This is a genomic window from Pseudomonas sp. GL-B-19 (genome assembly GCF_019956415.1).
In the GTDB taxonomy this organism is placed as follows: domain Bacteria; phylum Pseudomonadota; class Gammaproteobacteria; order Pseudomonadales; family Pseudomonadaceae; genus Aquipseudomonas.
Window position 1 is genome coordinate 1 of record NZ_JAHBDK010000060.1, and the last position, 18,127, is coordinate 18,127.

Annotated in this window: 16 protein-coding genes and 1 pseudogene; 6 read left to right on the forward strand and 11 right to left on the reverse strand. The window is 58.7% G+C overall.

The annotated features are described in order from the left end of the window. Nucleotides 1-161: 161 nt before the first annotated feature. The 3 genes from sixA to KGB06_RS22560 are packed head-to-tail and all read right to left on the reverse strand — an operon-like array spanning nucleotide 162 to nucleotide 2,019. On the reverse strand, nucleotides 162-614 hold the full coding sequence (gene sixA / locus KGB06_RS22550) for a phosphohistidine phosphatase SixA (protein WP_223519699.1): 453 nt from the start codon (nucleotides 612-614) through the stop codon (nucleotides 162-164). Further along, complete coding sequence (locus KGB06_RS22555) at nucleotides 611-958, reverse strand: DUF4389 domain-containing protein (protein WP_223519701.1); 348 nt, start codon at nucleotides 956-958, stop codon at nucleotides 611-613. Before KGB06_RS22555 ends, sixA begins: the two co-directional genes overlap by 4 nt. A 35-nt stretch (nucleotides 959-993) precedes the next feature. Then, on the reverse strand, nucleotides 994-2,019 hold the full coding sequence (locus KGB06_RS22560) for an NAD(P)H-dependent glycerol-3-phosphate dehydrogenase (RefSeq protein ID WP_223519702.1): 1,026 nt from the start codon (nucleotides 2,017-2,019) through the stop codon (nucleotides 994-996). A gap of 312 nt (nucleotides 2,020-2,331) precedes the next feature. Between KGB06_RS22560 and KGB06_RS22565 the strand changes: the two are divergent. The 6 genes and pseudogenes from KGB06_RS22565 to KGB06_RS22590 all read left to right on the forward strand — a co-directional run. Continuing rightward, a pseudogene (locus tag KGB06_RS22565) lies at nucleotides 2,332-2,819 on the forward strand (TonB-dependent receptor); the annotation flags it as partial. After that, nucleotides 2,820-3,752, forward strand: a complete 933-nt coding sequence (locus KGB06_RS22570; protein WP_223519704.1) for an ABC transporter substrate-binding protein — start codon at nucleotides 2,820-2,822, stop codon at nucleotides 3,750-3,752. Then, nucleotides 3,749-5,650 carry an ATP-binding protein gene (locus KGB06_RS22575; RefSeq protein ID WP_223519706.1) on the forward strand — a complete coding sequence of 634 codons (1,902 nt, stop codon included), beginning with the start codon at nucleotides 3,749-3,751 and terminating at the stop codon, nucleotides 5,648-5,650. The genes KGB06_RS22570 and KGB06_RS22575 overlap by 4 nt, the downstream gene beginning before the upstream one ends. Nucleotides 5,651-5,897: 247 nt before the next feature. Beyond that, a complete protein-coding gene (gene fabA, locus KGB06_RS22580; protein ID WP_223519708.1) occupies nucleotides 5,898-6,413 on the forward strand; it encodes a 3-hydroxyacyl-[acyl-carrier-protein] dehydratase FabA in 516 nt (171 codons plus the stop codon). Nucleotides 6,414-6,424: 11 nt separating this feature from the next. Continuing rightward, nucleotides 6,425-7,645, forward strand: a complete 1,221-nt coding sequence (gene fabB, locus KGB06_RS22585) for a beta-ketoacyl-ACP synthase I (protein ID WP_223519709.1) — start codon at nucleotides 6,425-6,427, stop codon at nucleotides 7,643-7,645. A 390-nt stretch (nucleotides 7,646-8,035) separates the two neighbouring features. Beyond that, entirely contained in the window at nucleotides 8,036-8,224 is a 189-nt protein-coding gene (locus KGB06_RS22590; RefSeq protein ID WP_223519711.1) for a hypothetical protein, read from the forward strand. Between the two features lie 69 nt (nucleotides 8,225-8,293). Here the strand turns inward: KGB06_RS22590 and KGB06_RS22595 are convergent, their stop codons facing one another. From KGB06_RS22595 to KGB06_RS22630, 8 genes are all read right to left on the reverse strand, one after another. Continuing rightward, on the reverse strand, nucleotides 8,294-8,836 hold the full coding sequence (locus KGB06_RS22595; RefSeq protein ID WP_223519712.1) for a DUF2058 domain-containing protein: 543 nt from the start codon (nucleotides 8,834-8,836) through the stop codon (nucleotides 8,294-8,296). 28 nt (nucleotides 8,837-8,864) lie between these two features. Beyond that, the gene (gene mazG, locus KGB06_RS22600) at nucleotides 8,865-9,698 is read right to left on the reverse strand and encodes a nucleoside triphosphate pyrophosphohydrolase (RefSeq protein WP_223519714.1); all 834 of its coding nucleotides are present in this window, start codon (nucleotides 9,696-9,698) and stop codon (nucleotides 8,865-8,867) included. A 138-nt stretch (nucleotides 9,699-9,836) separates the two neighbouring features. Further along, complete coding sequence (gene relA / locus KGB06_RS22605) at nucleotides 9,837-12,080, reverse strand: GTP diphosphokinase (RefSeq protein ID WP_223519716.1); 2,244 nt, start codon at nucleotides 12,078-12,080, stop codon at nucleotides 9,837-9,839. A gap of 123 nt (nucleotides 12,081-12,203) precedes the next feature. Continuing rightward, nucleotides 12,204-13,556: a 23S rRNA (uracil(1939)-C(5))-methyltransferase RlmD gene (rlmD, locus tag KGB06_RS22610; protein WP_223519718.1), complete on the reverse strand. Its 1,353-nt coding sequence runs from the start codon at nucleotides 13,554-13,556 to the stop codon at nucleotides 12,204-12,206. Then, a complete protein-coding gene (cysM, locus tag KGB06_RS22615) occupies nucleotides 13,556-14,458 on the reverse strand; it encodes a cysteine synthase CysM (RefSeq protein WP_223519719.1) in 903 nt (300 codons plus the stop codon). The genes rlmD and cysM overlap by 1 nt, the downstream gene beginning before the upstream one ends. Before the next feature lie 114 nt (nucleotides 14,459-14,572). Then, nucleotides 14,573-15,595: a YhcG family protein gene (locus KGB06_RS22620; protein WP_223519721.1), complete on the reverse strand. Its 1,023-nt coding sequence runs from the start codon at nucleotides 15,593-15,595 to the stop codon at nucleotides 14,573-14,575. Nucleotides 15,596-15,787: 192 nt separating this feature from the next. Then, nucleotides 15,788-17,218, reverse strand: a complete 1,431-nt coding sequence (locus KGB06_RS22625) for a sensor histidine kinase (RefSeq protein ID WP_223519723.1) — start codon at nucleotides 17,216-17,218, stop codon at nucleotides 15,788-15,790. Continuing rightward, nucleotides 17,205-17,927, reverse strand: a complete 723-nt coding sequence (locus tag KGB06_RS22630) for a response regulator transcription factor (RefSeq protein WP_223519725.1) — start codon at nucleotides 17,925-17,927, stop codon at nucleotides 17,205-17,207. Before KGB06_RS22630 ends, KGB06_RS22625 begins: the two co-directional genes overlap by 14 nt. Nucleotides 17,928-18,127: the final 200 nt, after the last annotated feature.

Sequence of the window (18,127 nt, forward strand, 5' to 3'; positions counted from 1 at the left end):
GTTTTCGGTCTTCCTGAAACACCGCATCGTCTGATTTCACGACTGCTACGCAGCCGGACGCAGGCTTCGCCAGCTGCTACAAAAATTGCGTTACCGCAGAAATTGCTTAACTGATCGGCATTAGGGCAAGTCCGGCTCCTACAAAAACCAAGGCAAACCGGTTATGGGTGTTTGATGCCCTTGAGCTTCATCGAGCCGATCAGCAACTCATCACCTTTGAGCTCGGCCAGCCCGGCAGTGGAGACTTTTTCCGGCGGATGCCCGGCGCCATGTTGCAGATAGCTCAGCAAGTTTCCCACCAGCGGGTTGTGACTGACCAACAGGACATTACTCACTGATACGAGCTGTTCGGCCACCTTGTCCGGATCGGTTCCCGGGGTCAGCCACTCGACCGTGCGGATCTCCGGCTCGAAACCGAGGGCTTCACGCACCAACTGCGCGGTTTGCTGCGCACGCAGGTAAGGGCTGGCGTAAATCGCGGTAATCGGCTGACCGATCAAATGCGCTGCGCTGTTCAACACTTCCTTGCGACCGTGATCGGTCAGTGCCCGTTCCGAATCGGGACGCGAGCCATACGGTTCAGCTTCACCATGACGCAATACCCAGAGTTTCATAGCTTGGGTTCCTCATCTCGGGCCGGATGCGGTGCGGGCGCCACGACGTGCGGCGCTTCACCTTCCGGTGTACGCGGCGTCGGCCAATCGGCGAACGGCCAAGGCTTTTGGTCGCTGTGGAACGTGCCGAACCGGCCGATCTGAGCCAAAAACTGGCTCAGGCTGTCGCCGAAGTTCATCAGGCTGGCGCTCGGTGCGCCATAAAACAAACGATAGATCAGTTGAACCAGCACCACCGCCCCAAGGATGAACTGCGCTACTTGCCAGACCAACAGGAAGACGATCATCCACAGCACCCGCAGCAGAATGGATTCGTACCTGGTTTCTAATTTCGGATCGTTCATGTCGCGCTCCCCTGCTTTTTTGCAAAGCGTGCTTATTAGTTGAAACCGCTGGTTGAAATAAAATCGACGTCGGTTTTCGGTTCGCCGCGCATCAACAATTCAATCACTTGATTAAGCGTGCGCCCCTCAAACAGGATTGCATGCAGCCCGGCGACCAGCGGCATATAGACGCCAACCTCCTGAGCCTTGGCCTTGAGCACTTTCAGCGTGTTCACGCCTTCAGCCACTTCACCCAGACGCGTGACCGCGTCCTCCAGACTCAAGCCCTGACCCAGGGCAAACCCCACCTGGTAGTTACGGCTTTTTGGTGACGAGCAGGTGACGATCAAATCGCCCACACCGGCAAGACCGAGAAAGGTCATCGGGTTGGCGCCCTGATTCACCGCAAAACGGGTCATTTCCGCCAGTGCCCGGGTGATCAGCATGCTCTTGGTGTTTTCGCCCATGCCCAGTGCCACGGCCATGCCGGCAATGATTGCGTAAACGTTTTTCAGCGCCCCGCCCAATTCGACGCCAAACCGGTCGGCACTGGCGTACACGCGAAAGGTCCGGCCATGCAGCGCTTCCTGAACCCGTTGGCACAGCTCTTCGTCTTCACTGGCGACCACGGTGGCGGTCAGCGCGTGCTCGGCGATCTCACGGGCCAGGTTCGGTCCGGACAGCACGCCGATGCGCGCTTTCGGGGCGATCTCCTCGAGGATCTCGCTCATCAACTTGAACGTGTGGGCTTCGATGCCTTTGGTCAGGCTGACCAGCAGTTTGCCGCTCAACAGTTCGGTGTGCGGGACCAATACCGAGCGCAATGCACTGGAGGGCAGCGCGACGAAACACAGGTCGCAGGCTGCCAGCGTGGCTTGCAGGTCGGTCACCGGTTCTACTGCCGGAAGAATCTTGATGCCTTTGAGGTAACGCGGGTTCTCGCGATTGACCCGAATGGCCTCGGCCTGTTCGGGGTCACGCATCCACTGTCGGACCTGATGCCCGTTCTCGGCCAGCAAATTAGCCACGGCGGTACCAAAACTTCCGCCTCCCAGGACCGCAATTGGGCGCTGTTCAGTCATATGCAATCCGTTAATCCATACCAGTGGTGATGTTGGCATTATACGGAGCGGCCCCGTGGCGGCCAGCCCCCGCTTCATTTACCAACACTTGTAGGAAGAAGACCAATGAATCCTGGGAAAATGCCGGCATCGTGAATGGAAAAGTCAACGGGCTCGGTTAACATGCGCGCCAACTCATCACGATCAAGGGTATGACGTGTCGTTTGGTTCTCCTTCACCCCGCTCGCCGCTGGTGATGGCGCTGATCTTCAGCCCGTCCTTGCTGGCCGACGACTTGTTTCTCGACAATGAATCGCGCGCCACATCAGCAAACTGTGTGGCGACATCGATCAGAGGCCCCTGGAATCGTGCTATGACATGGAAGTGCAAGACACCCTCAGCCTGTCCGACAGTCTGCGACTGGTCAGCGGCATGAACTATCGTTACGACCGGGCAGCTTCCGAGACCGGTTTCAACGGCACGCTCGACGACACCCCCTGTACTCGGAGACGATCCGTTCGCCAGACATGTTCGAGAACAACGTCAACTGGAGTTACCGGGTGACCCATTTGCAGCCCACGGCTTACGGCCAGACCAGCGCCCATTACTACCTCAAGACCCGTGGTCCGGTTGATCTCGACAACGAACGCATGCGCTCGCGAGAACCGGGCTGCAACGGCTACTTCGCCGGCTTGGGCAAGGCCAATCTGGAACTGGCCAGCATCCTTCAACAACGCCTGGATAACCAACCCACCACGTTCGTCGACAACAACTACGACGAGCGTCGGGTGCTTTACTTCAGCGCGGAGCTGATGTTTTAAATGGGGCATCGCCTGTCATGGAAATCGCCGCCACGGGGCCGCCTGCTGGCCAAGTTGTGCCTGGCGGCTGGCTGTTTGCTCGGCGCCCTGCCGACACAGGCCGCCGACATCCTGTTGACCGGCGCCGAAGACAATCCCGGCGTGCAATCCTTCGTCCGCGCGCTGAGCGACATGCGCCCTGCCGACAGTGTGCGTTTCCAGCCACTGGCGAGCCTTCCATCACCTGGTAAACTGCCCGCCGCCGCCCGCCTGATCCTGCTTGATCTGCCGAGCCTCGACTGGCGCCAGCAAGAGGCTCAGGGCCCGGCGACGTTGGTGCTGCGCATCAGCCGCCTGCAAGCCCAGCAACGTTTCGGCGTTGACGTTCCACCCCACCTCAGTCTGCTCTGGAGCGATGCGCCGCTGGATCGGCAATTGCGCCTGACCCGACTCATCTTGCCGCAGGCGCAGCGCATCGGTGTGCTGTACGACAATCACAGCGAATTCCTGTTGAAAGAATTGCGCCGGGCCGCCCTTGGACTGGAGCTTGAAGTGGTCGCCGAGCGCTGGAATAACATCCATGACAGCCGCCCCTTGCAGACCTTGCTGAATAACTGTGACGTGCTGCTGGGCCTCGACGATCCCGACCTCTACAACCCGAAAACCGCAAAAAACCTGCTGTTGAGCAGCTATTCCCGGCAATTGGCATTGATCGGCCCCAACGCCGCTTTCGTCAAGGCGGGCAGCCTGGCCAGCACTTACAGCGATCAGAGCGACTGGCTGCAGATGCTCGACGAATTGCTCGATCTACCTGCGGCGAGTTGGCCGCGGTCGCTATATCCGCAACACTTCAAAGTATCAAGTAATCCGCAGGTGGCTCGTTCATTAGGTATCGAACCGATCAATGAAGCAGCTATTGCCACCCAATTGGCTGAAGGAAAAAGCCTGCCATGACCCTCCGACGCCCCTGGGACATCAGCACTCGCACCCAGATGATCAGCCTTGGCCCTGCCCTGCTGCTGACGTTGTTGCTGATCAGCTTCTTCACCTTCGTGCGGATCCAGGACCTGCGTCAGGAGCTCAACCACACCGGGCAATTGATCGCCAACCAATTGGCACCCGCCGCCGAATACGGGGTGATTTCGGGTAACAACGAGGTGCTTGAAAGTTTGCTTAAGGCGACACTCGCCACGCCGAACGTGCGCTTTCTGGAGGTCCAGGACAACGCCAACCGGATTTTGGTGTACGTCGAGCACCCGTCGGAAACCTACAGGCGCTCACAACAGGTTGAAGTGTTCCAGGCACCGGTGCGGCTGCAACGGATAGCGCTCAACAATGATTTCTTCCAGGGCCCCAAAGCCGCCAGCATTGGCCCCACCGAGGACTATCTGGGTCGGGTGATCGTCGGTCTTTCAAATGATGCGTTCAGCCAGCGTCAGCAGGAAATCCTGTTCAAAGCCGCCATCCTTGCGCTGTTCGCCCTGCTGTTTACCTTTTTGGTGGCCCGGCGTCTGGCGGGCAGCCTGTCGCAACCGATCCGCGATATTGGCAACGCAGTGAAGGCGATCCAGCACGGCGATTACAAAACACCCTTGCCGATTGTCGACGACACCGAGCTGGGTGCGCTGTCGCAGCACATCAACAACCTCGCCGCCGGCCTCGAACAAGCCAGTCGCGAACAGCATCAGGCGATGGCGCAATTGATCCAGACGCGCGAGGAGGCGGAAAAGGCCAACAATGCCAAGTCTGACTTCCTGGCGATGATGAGCCATGAACTGCGTACACCGATGAATGGCGTGCTCGGTATGCTGCAATTGCTGGAAACCACCGACATGACCGAGGAGCAGATTGAATACGCGGCGCTGGCCTCGGAGTCCACCGAACACCTGCTCAAGGTCATCAACGATATTCTCGACTTCTCGCGTATAGAGCGTTCGGAGCTGGAACTGGAACACATCCCGTTCAACCTGGCGGACCTGATCAGCAGTTGCGCCCAATCGTTCCAGCACAGCGCGTTACAGCGCGAGCTTGATCTGCAGTTGCTGATCCCCGAGGACATGCGCGCCCTTCAGGTTCAGGGCGATCCGACACGGATCCGGCAGATTCTGGTCAACCTGGTCGGCAATGCATTGAAGTTCACCGAGCAGGGCCGCGTCAGCATTGAACCGCAGTGGCAATCGCTGGATCACGAACTGCTGTGGTTTACCTGCACCGTGCGCGACAGCGGCATCGGCATTTCGGCTGAAAGCCTGGAGTTGATGTTCAATGCCTTCCAGCAGGCCGACAGCTCCATTTCACGGCGCTACGGTGGCACCGGTCTGGGCCTGCCGATTGCCCGCACGCTGGCGGAACGCATGGGCGGCACCTTACGTGCGCAGAGCGAGGAAGGCCAAGGTTCGGTGTTTACCCTGGAAATTCCGCTGGCGCTCTATAAGCAGTCGCTGCCGGTACTGACACCCCGGACACAAACCGGCAACGATGATGGCGCAGGTCGCAATGTGCTGCTGGTCGAGGACAACCCGGTCAATCAGACCGTCATCGAAGCAATGTTACGCAGCTTGGGTTTTACTGTCAGCGTCGCGACCGATGGCGCACAAGCCGTGCGCAGTGCCGAGAGCCTGATTTTTGAAGCGATTCTGATGGACTGCCGGCTGCCGATCGTCGACGGCTACGAGGCGACCCGACAGATTCGCCAGTTGCCCGGCTGCGCGAACTTGCCGATCATCGCTTTGACCGCCAATGCGTTACAGGGCGACCGCGAAGCCTGTTTGTCGGTGGGCATGAACGATTATCTGGCCAAGCCCTTCAAACGTACTGATTTGCAGCAAATTCTGCAGCGCTGGGTGCAGTAGTACAGGCCTTTCGAGCATCTGCGACTGGCGTGAAAGGCGAAAGTGCGGCAGTCTTAGGCACCCGAACAGGCCCGAAAAGGGGCTTGAATAATAATTTCAGTGCACAAGTGTACATTCATGTCCTTGGTGCTGTGACTTTCACCACAACGCAATAGTCTATGAGTAGGCTGCTGACTCGAGGCATGAACGCTTCGATCGGCCGGGAGATTTGCCCCACCCTGCCGCATGGGACTATTGAGGAGCTCGCATGACCCAACAAAACGCCTTTACTCGGGAAGACCTGCTGCGCTGCAGTCGCGGTGAGCTGTTCGGCCCAGGTAACGCACAACTGCCCGCCCCGAACATGCTGATGGTGGATCGCATCACCCATATCAGTGCCGAGGGTGGCAAGTACGGCAAAGGTGAATTGGTCGCCGAGCTGGATATCACTCCGGACCTGTGGTTTTTCGCCTGCCACTTCGAAGGTGATCCGGTGATGCCAGGCTGCCTGGGTCTTGATGCCATGTGGCAACTGGTCGGTTTCTTCCTTGGCTGGCAAGGTCTGCCGGGCCGTGGCCGTGCGCTGGGTTCGGGCGAAGTGAAATTCTTCGGCCAGGTCCTGCCGACCGCCCAGAAAGTCACCTATAACATTCAGATCAAGCGTGTGTTGAAAGGCAAACTGAACCTGGCCATTGCCGACGGTTCGGTCAGCGTCGACGGCCGCGAGATCTACACCGCCGAAGGCCTTCGGGTCGGCGTTTTCACCTCCACTGACAACTTCTAAGGGTTATCCGCATGCGCCGCGTCGTTATCACTGGTCTGGGCATCGTTTCGTGCCTGGGCAATGACAAAGAGACCGTCTCCGCTAACCTGCGTGCAAGCCGCCCTGGCATCCGGTTCAACCCGGAATATGCCGAAATGGGTCTGCGTAGCCAGGTTTCCGGCTCCATTGACCTTCCCCTCGAAGAGCTGATCGATCGCAAGATCTTTCGCTTCGTCGGCCACGCGGCGGCTTACGCCTACCTGGCCATGAAAGACGCCATCGCTGACTCCGGCCTGAGCGATGAGCAAGTCTCCAACCCGCGTACCGGTCTGATTGCCGGTTCAGGTGGCGCCTCCACGCTGAACCAGATGGAAGCGCTGGACATCCTGCGCGAGAAAGGCGTGAAGCGCGTTGGCCCATACCGTGTCACGCGGACCATGAGCAGCACCGTTTCCGCTTGCCTGGCCACCCCGTTCAAGATCAAGGGCCTGAACTACTCCATCGCTTCTGCCTGCGCTACCAGTGCTCACTGCATCGGTACTGCCATGGAACAGATCCAGATGGGCAAGCAGGACATCGTGTTCGCCGGCGGCGGTGAAGAAGAGCATTGGAGCCAGTCGTTCCTGTTCGACGCCATGGGTGCACTGTCCAGCCAGTACAACGAAACCCCGGAAAAAGCTTCCCGTGCCTACGATGCCAAGCGTGACGGTTTCGTCATTGCCGGCGGTGGCGGCATGGTCGTGGTCGAAGAGCTGGAACACGCTCTGGCGCGCGGCGCGAAGATCTACGCGGAAATCGTTGGCTACGGCGCGACCTCCGACGGCTACGACATGGTCGCCCCAAGCGGCGAAGGCGCTATCCGCTGCATGCAGATGGCAATGTCCACCGTTGACGCTCCGATCGACTACCTGAACACCCACGGCACCTCGACTCCGGTCGGCGACGTCATGGAAATGAAAGGTGTGCGCGAATTGTTCGGTGACAAGGCTCCGGCCATCAGCTCCACCAAGAGCCTGTCGGGTCACTCCCTGGGCGCCGCCGGCGTTCACGAAGCGATCTACTGCATGCTGATGATGGAAGGCAACTTCATGGCGGGTTCCGCCAACATCGACGAACTGGACCCGGAAGTGGCAGACATGCCGATCCTGACCAAGACTCGCGAAAACGCCACCATCGACACCGTGATGAGCAACAGCTTCGGTTTCGGTGGCACCAACGCCACGCTGGTACTGAAGCGCTGGGCAGGTAAGTAATACCTCGCCGTTTCGCTGCACAAAAAAAACGCCCCGACTGGTTCGGGGCGTTTTTTTTGTGCCTTTACAATGTAGGAGCCGAGCTTGCTCGCGATGAGGCCATCACATTCACCATCATCATTGACTGTGAAGCCGCCATCGTCGGATCGCCGCCCGGAGCAAGCTCGGCTCCTACAGATTTCAGTGGTTTTCTTCCTGTCGAACATGAAGCTTTTGTCATAAAAACCAACGCCCTGCGAGCGAATGTCGCGTGTTACGCGGGCTGCAGGACTGTTGCAGAATCGGCAATTGTTCGTTACCAATCCCGAGCGTTTACTTAGCAAGCTAACAAAACATACAACAAAGACCTGCACACGCCTTGGTGCAGGTAATTGAGATTGGAGCTAGCAGATGACTGTAAAAGTAACTGAACGCGACGATTCACATAAATCCCATGAGGGTGTAGCCGCCGGTATCCGCATTTGGGATGTCCACCAACAAGACCTGCTGGTGGGGATGTTCCACTCCGAAACCGACGCCCACAACTACAAAGCCGAACTGGAAACCCTGGAGCAGAAAAGAGCGTCGCTCTGCGCCTGAGCAACACAGCATTGAAAACGACAAACCCCGCCATGAGCGGGGTTTGTCGTTGTTGCAGCCTTTAACGGTTTACCACATCAGATCATCCGGAATCTGATAAGCCGCGTACGGATCGTCCTCGGTTGCCACTTCTTCAGTCTTCACGTTCATCTGCACGATACGCTGTGGATCGCGCTCCTGGATCTTCAGCGCCGCTTCACGCGGGATCACTTCGTAGCCGCCGGCGTGATGCACGATCGCCAGGAAGCCATTGCTGAGCTGGTTGCGCATCAGCGTGTTGACGCAGAGGCGCTTGACCTTCTTGTCGTCAACGAAGTTGTAGTAATCCTCGGTGGTCAGCTTCGGCAGGCGCGAGACTTCGATCAATTGCTTGACCTGAGCGGCGCGGGCCTTGGCCTCGACCTTTTCCTGCTGCTGACGGTTCAACTCCTGGTCGCGCTTGACCTTCTCGGCCATGGCTTCCTGGGCTGCACGCTGCTGCGAGTCATCCAGTTCAATCTGACCCTTGTGGGCCAGGCGCTGCTGTTTCTGCTTCTCTTTGCCGACCTGTTTGGCCTGCTTCTGGTTGACCAGCCCTGCTTTGAGCAACTGGTCGCGAAGGGAAATGCTCATTTTGCTTGTTTCTCACTTAGGCAACTGCTCAACCGCAGCTGGTCAAATTCTTTTCCTGACGTTTGGCTTCGCCCCACAAGGCGTCCAACTCTTCGAGGGTGCAATCTTCTATGGGACGGTGGGTGTCGCGCAATGCCTGTTCGATAAAACGGAAGCGTCTTTCGAATTTGCTATTGGCCCCACGCAGCGCGGTTTCCGGATCAACCTTGAGATGACGCGCCAGATTGACCACCGAAAACAGCAGGTCACCGACCTCGTCGGCAATCGCTGCCGAGTCATTGTCGGCCATGGCTTCGAGCACTTCATCGAGCTCTTCGCGAACCTTGTCCAGCACCGGCAAAGCGTCCGACCAGTCGAAACCGACCTGCCCGGCGCGCTTTTGCAGTTTCGCCGAACGGGACAAGGCAGGCAGAGCAGCCGGTACATCGTCGAGCAACGACAACTGCAACGGTGCCGCTGACTTCTCGGCGCGCTCCTCGGCCTTGATCTCTTCCCAACGCTGCTTGACCTGCTCTTCACTCAGGCGCGGGATGTCCATGGGCGCATACAGATCACCGGTCGGAAACACGTGAGGATGCCGACGGATCAACTTGCGGGTGATGCTGTCGACCACACCGTCGAATTCGAAGCGCCCTTCTTCCCGCGCCAGTTGGCTGTAATAAACCACCTGGAACAGCAAATCGCCCAACTCCCCCTGCAAGTGATCGAAGTCACCGCGCTCGATGGCGTCAGCGACTTCGTAGGCTTCCTCAAGGGTGTGCGGGACGATGGTGGCATACGTTTGCTTGATGTCCCATGGGCAACCGAACTGCGGGTCGCGCAGCCGGTTCATCAAGTGCAGCAGGTCTTCAATTGAATACATCTATCAATCTCTACACGATCCTTGTAGGAGCTGGCTTGCCAGCGAAGATGTCACCTCGGTGTTCCTGAAAGACCGAGGTGCCTGCATCGCTGGCAAGCCAGGCTCCCACAAAAGCACAGCCTGCAATAAGGTGACCCGTCAAGGCGTCCGGTTACGACGTGTTTCGATGATGTTCGGCAACTGGGAAATCCGCCCCAGCAACCGCCCCAACGCATCCAGCCCCGGAATCTCGATGGTCAGGGACATCAACGCCGTGTTGTCCTCTTTGTTCGAGCGGGTGTTGACCGCCAGCACGTTGATCCGCTCATTGAGCAGCACCTGCGACACGTCACGCAGCAAACCGGAGCGGTCGTAGGCGCGGATGATGATGTCCACCGGGTAGGTGAGCACCGGCACCGGGCCCCAGCTGACCTGGATGATCCGCTCTGGCTCGCGACCGCCCAGTTGCAGCACCGAGGCGCAGTCCTGGCGGTGAATGCTTACGCCACGGCCCTGGGTGATGTAACCGACTATTGCATCGCCCGGCAACGGTTGGCAGCAGCCGGCCATTTGCGTCATCAGGTTGCCGACGCCCTGGATCTGGATGTCGCCGCGCTTGCCCGGTTTGTAGCCGGTGGCTTTGCGTGGGATCAGCTCCAGCTGTTCGTTGCCGCGTTCCGGTTCGACCAGTTGCTGAGCCAGGTTCACCAGTTGTGCCAGGCGCAAATCTCCGGCACCCAACGCCGCGAACATGTCCTCGGACGTCTTCATGTTGGCCTTGTCGGCCAGCTTGTCGAAGTCCACTGCCGGCAGGCCGAGGCGATTGAGTTCGCGCTCAAGCAGGGTCTTGCCGGCCGCGACGTTCTGATCGCGCGCCTGCAATTTGAACCAGTGGACAATCTTCGCCCGCGCCCGCGAGGTGGTGATGTAACCGAGGTTCGGGTTCAGCCAGTCGCGGCTCGGGGTGCCGTGCTTGCTGGTGATGATCTCGACCTGTTCACCGGTTTGCAGGCTGTAGTTGAGCGGCACAATACGCCCGTTGATCTTCGCGCCACGGCAGTTGTGACCGATTTCGGTATGCACGCGGTAAGCAAAGTCCAGCGGCGTCGCGCCTTTGGGCAAGTCGATGGCGTGACCGTCCGGGGTGAAGATGTAGACCCGGTCCGGCTCGATATCGACCCGCAGCTGTTCCGCCAGGCCGCCGATATCGCCCAGCTCTTCGTGCCACTCGAGGACCTGACGCAGCCAGGAGATTTTCTCTTCGTAGTGGTTGGAGCCGGATTTGACGTCGGTGCCTTTGTAGCGCCAGTGCGCGCACACGCCCAGCTCGGCTTCCTCGTGCATGGCGTGTGTGCGGATCTGCACTTCCAGCACCTTGCCTTCAGGACCAATCACCGCCGTGTGCAACGAGCGGTAGCCGTTCTCTTTCGGGTTGGCGATGTAGTCGTCGAATTCTTTCGGGATGTGCCGCCACAAGGTGTGGACGATGCCGAGCGCGGTGTAGCAATCGCGCATCTCCGGCACCAGCACGCGAACGGCGCGCACGTCATAGATCTGGCTGAACTCCAGACCCTTGCGCTGCATTTTGCGCCAGATCGAATAGATGTGTTTGGCCCGGCCACTGATGTCGGCATCGACGCCGGTGGCGTGCAATTCGTTCTTCAGCTGGCTCATCACGTCGGCGATGAAACGCTCGCGATCCAGACGCCGTTCATGCAGCAACTTGGCGATCTGCTTGTACTGGTCAGGCTCAAGGTAACGGAAGGACAAGTCCTCCAATTCCCACTTGATGTGACCGATACCGAGACGGTGCGCGAGTGGCGCGTAGATGTCGAAGACTTCACGGGCGACGCGATTGCGTTTCTCGTCGTCGGCGGTTTTCACCGCTCGAATCGCGCAGGTGCGTTCAGCCAGTTTGATCAGCGCGACGCGAACGTCGTCGACCATGGCGACCAGCATTTTGCGCAGGTTTTCGACCTGGCCCTGAGTGCCCAGCACCAGGGATTTACGCGGGCTCAGACTGTCGCTGATCGCCGCCATGCGCTGCACGCCGTCGATGAGCTTGGCCACCAACGGACCGAAGCGCTGGCTGACGGCAGGCAACAGGATCTGGCCTTCGCGCACGCCACGGTACAAGATCGCGGCAACCAGTGAATCCTGATCGAGTTTGAGGTCGGCCAGAATCTCGGCGATCTCAAGGCCCGTGCGGAAACTCGAGGTCCCTTCGGACCAGAGATTCTTCGCCGCATTGGCCTGTTGTTCAGATATACGAGCGAACTCGCACGCTTCCTTCAAGGCTTCGCGATCCAGTGCCGGATCGACACTGACCGCATGATCGAGCCAAGCCTCGAGATTGATACTGCCGTCTGTATTGATCGGCTGGTGTGCTCTCACCTGTACCATCTTGCTTACCTTCCCTATGACGCAGATTCAATGCGTCAAATCGCTGACCTTCGTTGCCCGATTGCCCTCACGGGGCTCATGCGAGAGCTGCACGGGCGGGCCAGTCGGACCAGACGAGCAGTCCTAGCTCGCTTCAAATAACGCCATGGCCTCGACATGTGCCGTTTGAGGAAACATATCGAGAATCCCGGCACGTTTTAACCGGTAGCCCTGCTTGATCAACTCAACTGTATCGCGCGCCAACGTTGCCGGATTGCACGACACATACACCAACCGTTTGGCGCCCAGGGACGCCAGCTTGCGCACCACCTCGAAAGCACCGTCACGCGGTGGGTCCAAGAGTACCGCACAAAAGCCTTCGCGCGCCCATTCGGCATCAGTCAAAGGCTGGGATAAATCGGCCTGAAAAAATTGCGCGTTATGCAGATTATTGCTAGCCGCGTTGACGGCGGCGCGCTCGACCATGGCCTGCACACCTTCCACCGCCACCACTTCACGAACGGCCTTGGCCAGCGGCAGCGCAAAGTTGCCCAAACCACAAAACAAATCCAGCACCCGCTCATCCGCCTGAGGTTTGAGCCAGTCCAGCGCCTGGGCGACCATGGCTTCGTTGACCCCTGCATTGACCTGAATAAAATCCCCGGGCCGGTAGGCCAGGTCCAGGTCCCAACGCTCCAGGCGATAACCCAGCGACTGGCCGGCTTCGACCGGTTGCGGGTCACCCTCTCCGTGCAGCCACAATTGGGCTTCATGGAAAGCGCAGAATTCCTTGAGGATCGTCATGTCGGCTTCAGACAATGGCGCCATGTGCCGCAGCAACACGGCCAACGACGAACCGCTGAACAATTCCACATGCCCCAGCGCCTGAGGTTTGCTCAAGCGACGCAGCATCTCCGGCAAGCGGGTCATGATCGGCTGCAAGGGCTGTACCAGCACCGTGCATTCGTTGATCGCGACGATGTCCTGACTGCCCGCGGCACGGAATCCGACTTCGAGTTTTTTCGCCTTCATGTCCCAGCGCACCGCTACCCGGGCGCGACGGCGGTAACCGAATTCCGGACCACTCAACGGCGCTGCCCACTCTTGCGGTTCGACACCGGCGACCTTCGACAGTTGTTCGGCGAGCATGCGCTGTTTCAGGGCAAGTTGTTCGGTATGGGGCAGATGCTGCACGCTGCAGCCACCACAGCGACCGGCATGCGGACACGGTGCCGGACGACGCAATTCACTGGCCTGGAACACGCGCTCGGTACGCGCCTCGACCACTTTGCCATGGGCACCCAACACCCGCGCTTCGACTTCTTCACCGGCCAAGGCGCCGATGACGAACCAGGTGCGACCTTCGAAAAAGGCGATACCGCGACCGTCATTGGCCAGGCGCTCGATACTCAAGCGCTGCTTTTTGCCGGTCGGGATTTGTGGGGCCTTGCTGCCGCCCGTGGGTTGGAAGCGCAGACCTCTCTCGTGCTTGGCCATCAGTTAGGCGCGTCGAAGATGCCGGTCGACAAGTAACGGTCGCCACGGTCACAGATGATCGCGACGATCACCGCGTTTTCAACTTCCTTCGACAGGCGCAGCATCGCTGCCACCGCACCGCCCGAGGACACGCCACAGAAGATGCCTTCTTCGCGGGCCAGACGACGGGTCACGTCTTCGGCTTCGCTTTGCGCCATGTCGACGATCCGGTCCACACGCTCGGCCTGGTAGATCTTCGGCAGGTATTCCTGCGGCCAGCGACGGATACCCGGAATCGCCGAGCCTTCCATCGGTTGCAGACCGATGATCTGCACGCTCTCGTTCTGCTCTTTCAAGTAGCGCGAGACGCCCATGATGGTACCGGTGGTACCCATGGAGCTGACGAAATGGGTGATGGTGCCTTCGGTCTGACGCCAGATTTCCGGGCCGGTGGTGGTGTAGTGCGCTTGCGGGTTATCACCGTTGGCGAACTGGTCCAGCACCTTGCCACGGCCTTCGGCTTCCATTCGCTGGGCGAGGTCGCGGGCGCCTTCCATGCCTTCTTCCTGGGTGACCAGGATCAACTCGGCGCCATAAGCTGTCATGGCAGCTTTACGCTCGGCGCTGGAGTTGTCCGGCATGATCAGGATCATCTTGTAACCCTTGATCGCGGCCGCCATCGCCAAAGCAATCCCGGTGTTACCGGACGTTGCTTCGATCAGCGTATCGCCGGCGTGGATCTGCCCGCGCAACTCGGCGCGAGTGATCATCGACAGCGCCGGCCGGTCCTTGACCGAACCCGCCGGGTTATTCCCTTCGAGCTTGAGCAAAAGGGTATTGCTGGTGGCGCCGGGCAGGCGCTGCAAACGAACCAGCGGAGTGTTGCCGACGCAATCGGCGATGGTTGGGTACTGCAAGGTCATGGCGTATTCGCAATCCAGACTGCGGGGGCGACTATCATACCGACAAACGTTCGCAGGCCATATCACGCAAAGTGTGGTGCTTATGGCTTATGGGAATAAGCAACCTGAGCGGGTTCAGGATTCCTCTGCTTGCGCGACATTTAAAGCATAGAACTCATGTAATTTGGCCTGCAACAGCTGCTTATCCGGTAGCTGGACTTGATACTCAGCAATCAGCGCCGGCGAAAGGCTGCGGTTGAGGGCATATTCGACCACCTCGTCATCTTTACTGGCACAGAGCAATACACCGATGGAGGGGTTTTCGTGGGATTTGCGCTCATCGCGGTCAAGCGCTTCCAGATAGAAGTCCAGCTTACCCAAATACTCCGGCTCAAATCGACCCACTTTTAGCTCTATGGCCACCAGACAATTGAGACCACGGTGGTAGAACAACAAATCCAGAGCGAAATCACGACTGCCAACTTGCAGCGGGTATTCAGAGCCGACAAAGCAGAAATCGCGGCCGAGCTCGCTCAGAAAATCCTTGAGGCGTACCAGTAACCGTTTATGCAGATCAGTTTCGGCATGGCCACCCGGCAGGCCGAGAAACTCGAGCATGTAGGCGTCGCGGAATATCTCAAGCGCTGCCGGGTGAGTTTGTCTAAGCACCGAAGAGGTTTTTGCCGGTTGGGTCACGCTTCGCTCGAACAGTGCGGTCTTGAACTGACGCTCCAACTCCCGCGTCGACCACTTTTCCTGGACCGCCAGACGCAAATAGAACTCACGCTCTTGGGGGAGTTTGCTCTGACTCAGAATGAGCAGGTTATGGGTCCAGGGTAATTGTGTCAGCAGTGCTGACACTTTTTGATCTCCCCGGTAAGCCTCGTAGAATTGGCGCATACGGAACAGATTACGCCGGGTAAAACCGCGCAACCCAAGTTGAGTCGTGGCCAGATGCTCAGCCAACTGCCTGACCACCGAATCGCCCCATTCGGCTTTTTCCAGCTTGCGACTGATGTAAGCACCCACCTGCCAATACAACTCAATCAGCTGGGTATTCACCGTCTGCATGGCCTGCTGTTTGGCACTTTGAATCAGCGCAAGCACTTCATTGAAACGGTCGTCGGTTGCATTGTCGGGGACGCTGGATGCATTCATGCCGGACTCCTGAGGACGAGGAAAAACGCGAGTCTATTCCGTCGTGTCAGGCATAAGGTGTCAGCAATACCCTTTAGGAAAGGTCGTACATAAGAACGGGAACGCTCCGGCAAAATCAAAACTTGGGTGGCTGGGAGGGCCTCATCGCGAGCAGGCTCGCTTGTATGTTTAGACTTGAAGGGGTGGGTGGAATCACGCCATTTGTGGGCGACTCATCTCCACTGTGGGAGCGAGCCTGCTCGCGATGGCGTCATCACTGACGCCATCATTTTCAGCCAGCAACCGCATATTCAGCCGCAACCCCGTCCCAGTGTTCTGAGCCCAAAGCTGTCCTCCCTGCCGCCGCACCGCATTCCTCGCAATGCTCAACCCCAACCCAAACCCGCCATCCCCGGGACGCGAGCCATCGAGTCGAATGAACGGACTGAAGATCCGTTCAAGATCGGCCTCAGCCACCCCGCCGCCCTCATCCTTCAGCCACAAATGCCAGAAGTCGCCATCGTGCCGCCCACCGAGACTCACCACGCCGCCCTTCGGCGAATGACGAATGGCGTTGCGCAGAATGTTTTCCAGCGCCTGCGCCAGGGTGTTGAGATTGCCGCGAACCCAACACGATGAATCCACCGTGCAGTGCAATTGACTGCCCGGCCAACCACTTTCATAGCAAGCATTTTCCGTGAGCATTTCCCACAGTGCCTGAATCTGGATCGCTTCATCGGGCAACGGTGAACGCTCGGTGTCGAGCCAGGCCAGTTGTAGCGTGTCTTCCACCAGACGCTGCATGCCATCGACCTCCCGACCGATACGCTCGCGCAACGCTGACAGTTCCTGCTCGCTTTCGCTGGCCACCCGCAAGCGGCTCAGCGGTGTACGCAATTCGTGTGACAGGTCACGCAGTAATTGTTGCTGCAAGGCCACGGTGCTTTGCAGGCGCTCGGACATGTGATCGAAGGCCCTGCCCAACTCACCGAGCTCATCCGAACGATTGGTGGTGCTGCTCGACAAGCGCACGTTCAACTGATCCGCGCGCCAGGCGTTGGCCTGTTCGCGCAGACTGTTCAACGGCACGACCAGCAGTCGATACAGACCGACGCATAACAACAGCGTGAACAATCCCGGAATGATGCCGTTGGTGATCACCCGCCAGAAAAGCCGGTATTGCCCCGGAACAAAGCGTTGGGGCAGCTCGATCACCAGGCTGCCGGCCGCCGGGTCGTTTGGAAAGGGGATTCTCAACCATGGCAAGCCTCTGGTGTGGCGACTCGTTGGCCAATCAAGTCCGCGCAAAAAGGTCAGGCGCTGAACTTCTTTTTCCGTCAGCGGATAGCTGCTCAACGACTGCAAGTCAGCGCCGATGACACCGACCCACGATGTCTCGCGCTTGCCGATAGCCTGCAGCCAGACATCGACGCCTGCACTCTGGCGTTGATTCCAGGCTTGCTCGGCTTCGGCAGCGTAGCGGGTCAGCGTGAGCCTGGCCTCTTCGGACAAGAACAGGTTTTTCTGTTCCATGTACCGGCCCCAGGACCAACTCAGCCAGATCATCAGCAGACAAAACGCTACCAGCAAACAGGCGAGTTTCCAGAACAGCGAGTGCCGGCCTGGCAGGTCAGACCATTTCATCGGCCGCACTCAATACGTAACCCTTGCCCCAGACCGTGCGCACTTCCCGCTCGGTATAACCGATGCCTTTGAGTTTGCGGCGGATCTGACTGATGTGCATATCGAGACTGCGGTCATGGGCGGCGTAACCACGTTGCAGCACGTGCTGATAAAGGAAGGCTTTGCTCAACACCTCATCGTCATTGCGATTGAGTGTTTCCAGCAATCGATACTCGCTGCGGGTCAGGCCGGCGGCGTGTTCGCCATAGAAAACCTCACACAGTTCATCGTCGAAATGCAGACTGTCCGCCTCACTGGCCAGCAGTGCCGGCTCTGGCCTCCGGTCGAGCGCCACCCGACGCAGGATCGCTTCGATGCGTACGCGCAATTCGGCCATGCTGAACGGTTTTGGCAAGTAATCATCGGCCCCCAGGCGAAAGCCGCTGATGCGATCCTCTTCGGCGCCCAGTGCGGACATCAGCACCACTGGGGTGGAATGGCTCTGGCGCAACTGCGTCAACACATTGAGGCCGTCCAGGCCCGGTAACAGAATATCCATCAACACTACATCGAAGGCTTGCTGACGCGCGATGGCCAGGCCTTCCTGGCCGTTCTGACACCAGGTCACCTGAAAACCACAACGTCCCAAATGTTCGTGCACATACGCACCGAGCACGAGGTCGTCTTCGATGGAAAGGATTCGGGGATGGCCAATAGAGATGGGAGTCATGAGTATCTGCAAATAATTCTCAGTTGACTGATTATTCAAGATTGCCTGCCGATGGGCAACCCAAGGTTTGCCCAAGACGCAAAAGCAGCACGGCGTCCGACGAATGACGACATCAATTTTACGAAGATTGCCTGCCTGCAACTCGCTACACTGCCCGGGTGGCGCGTACCGGACGTACACGCAGGTCAATCAATCGCTGG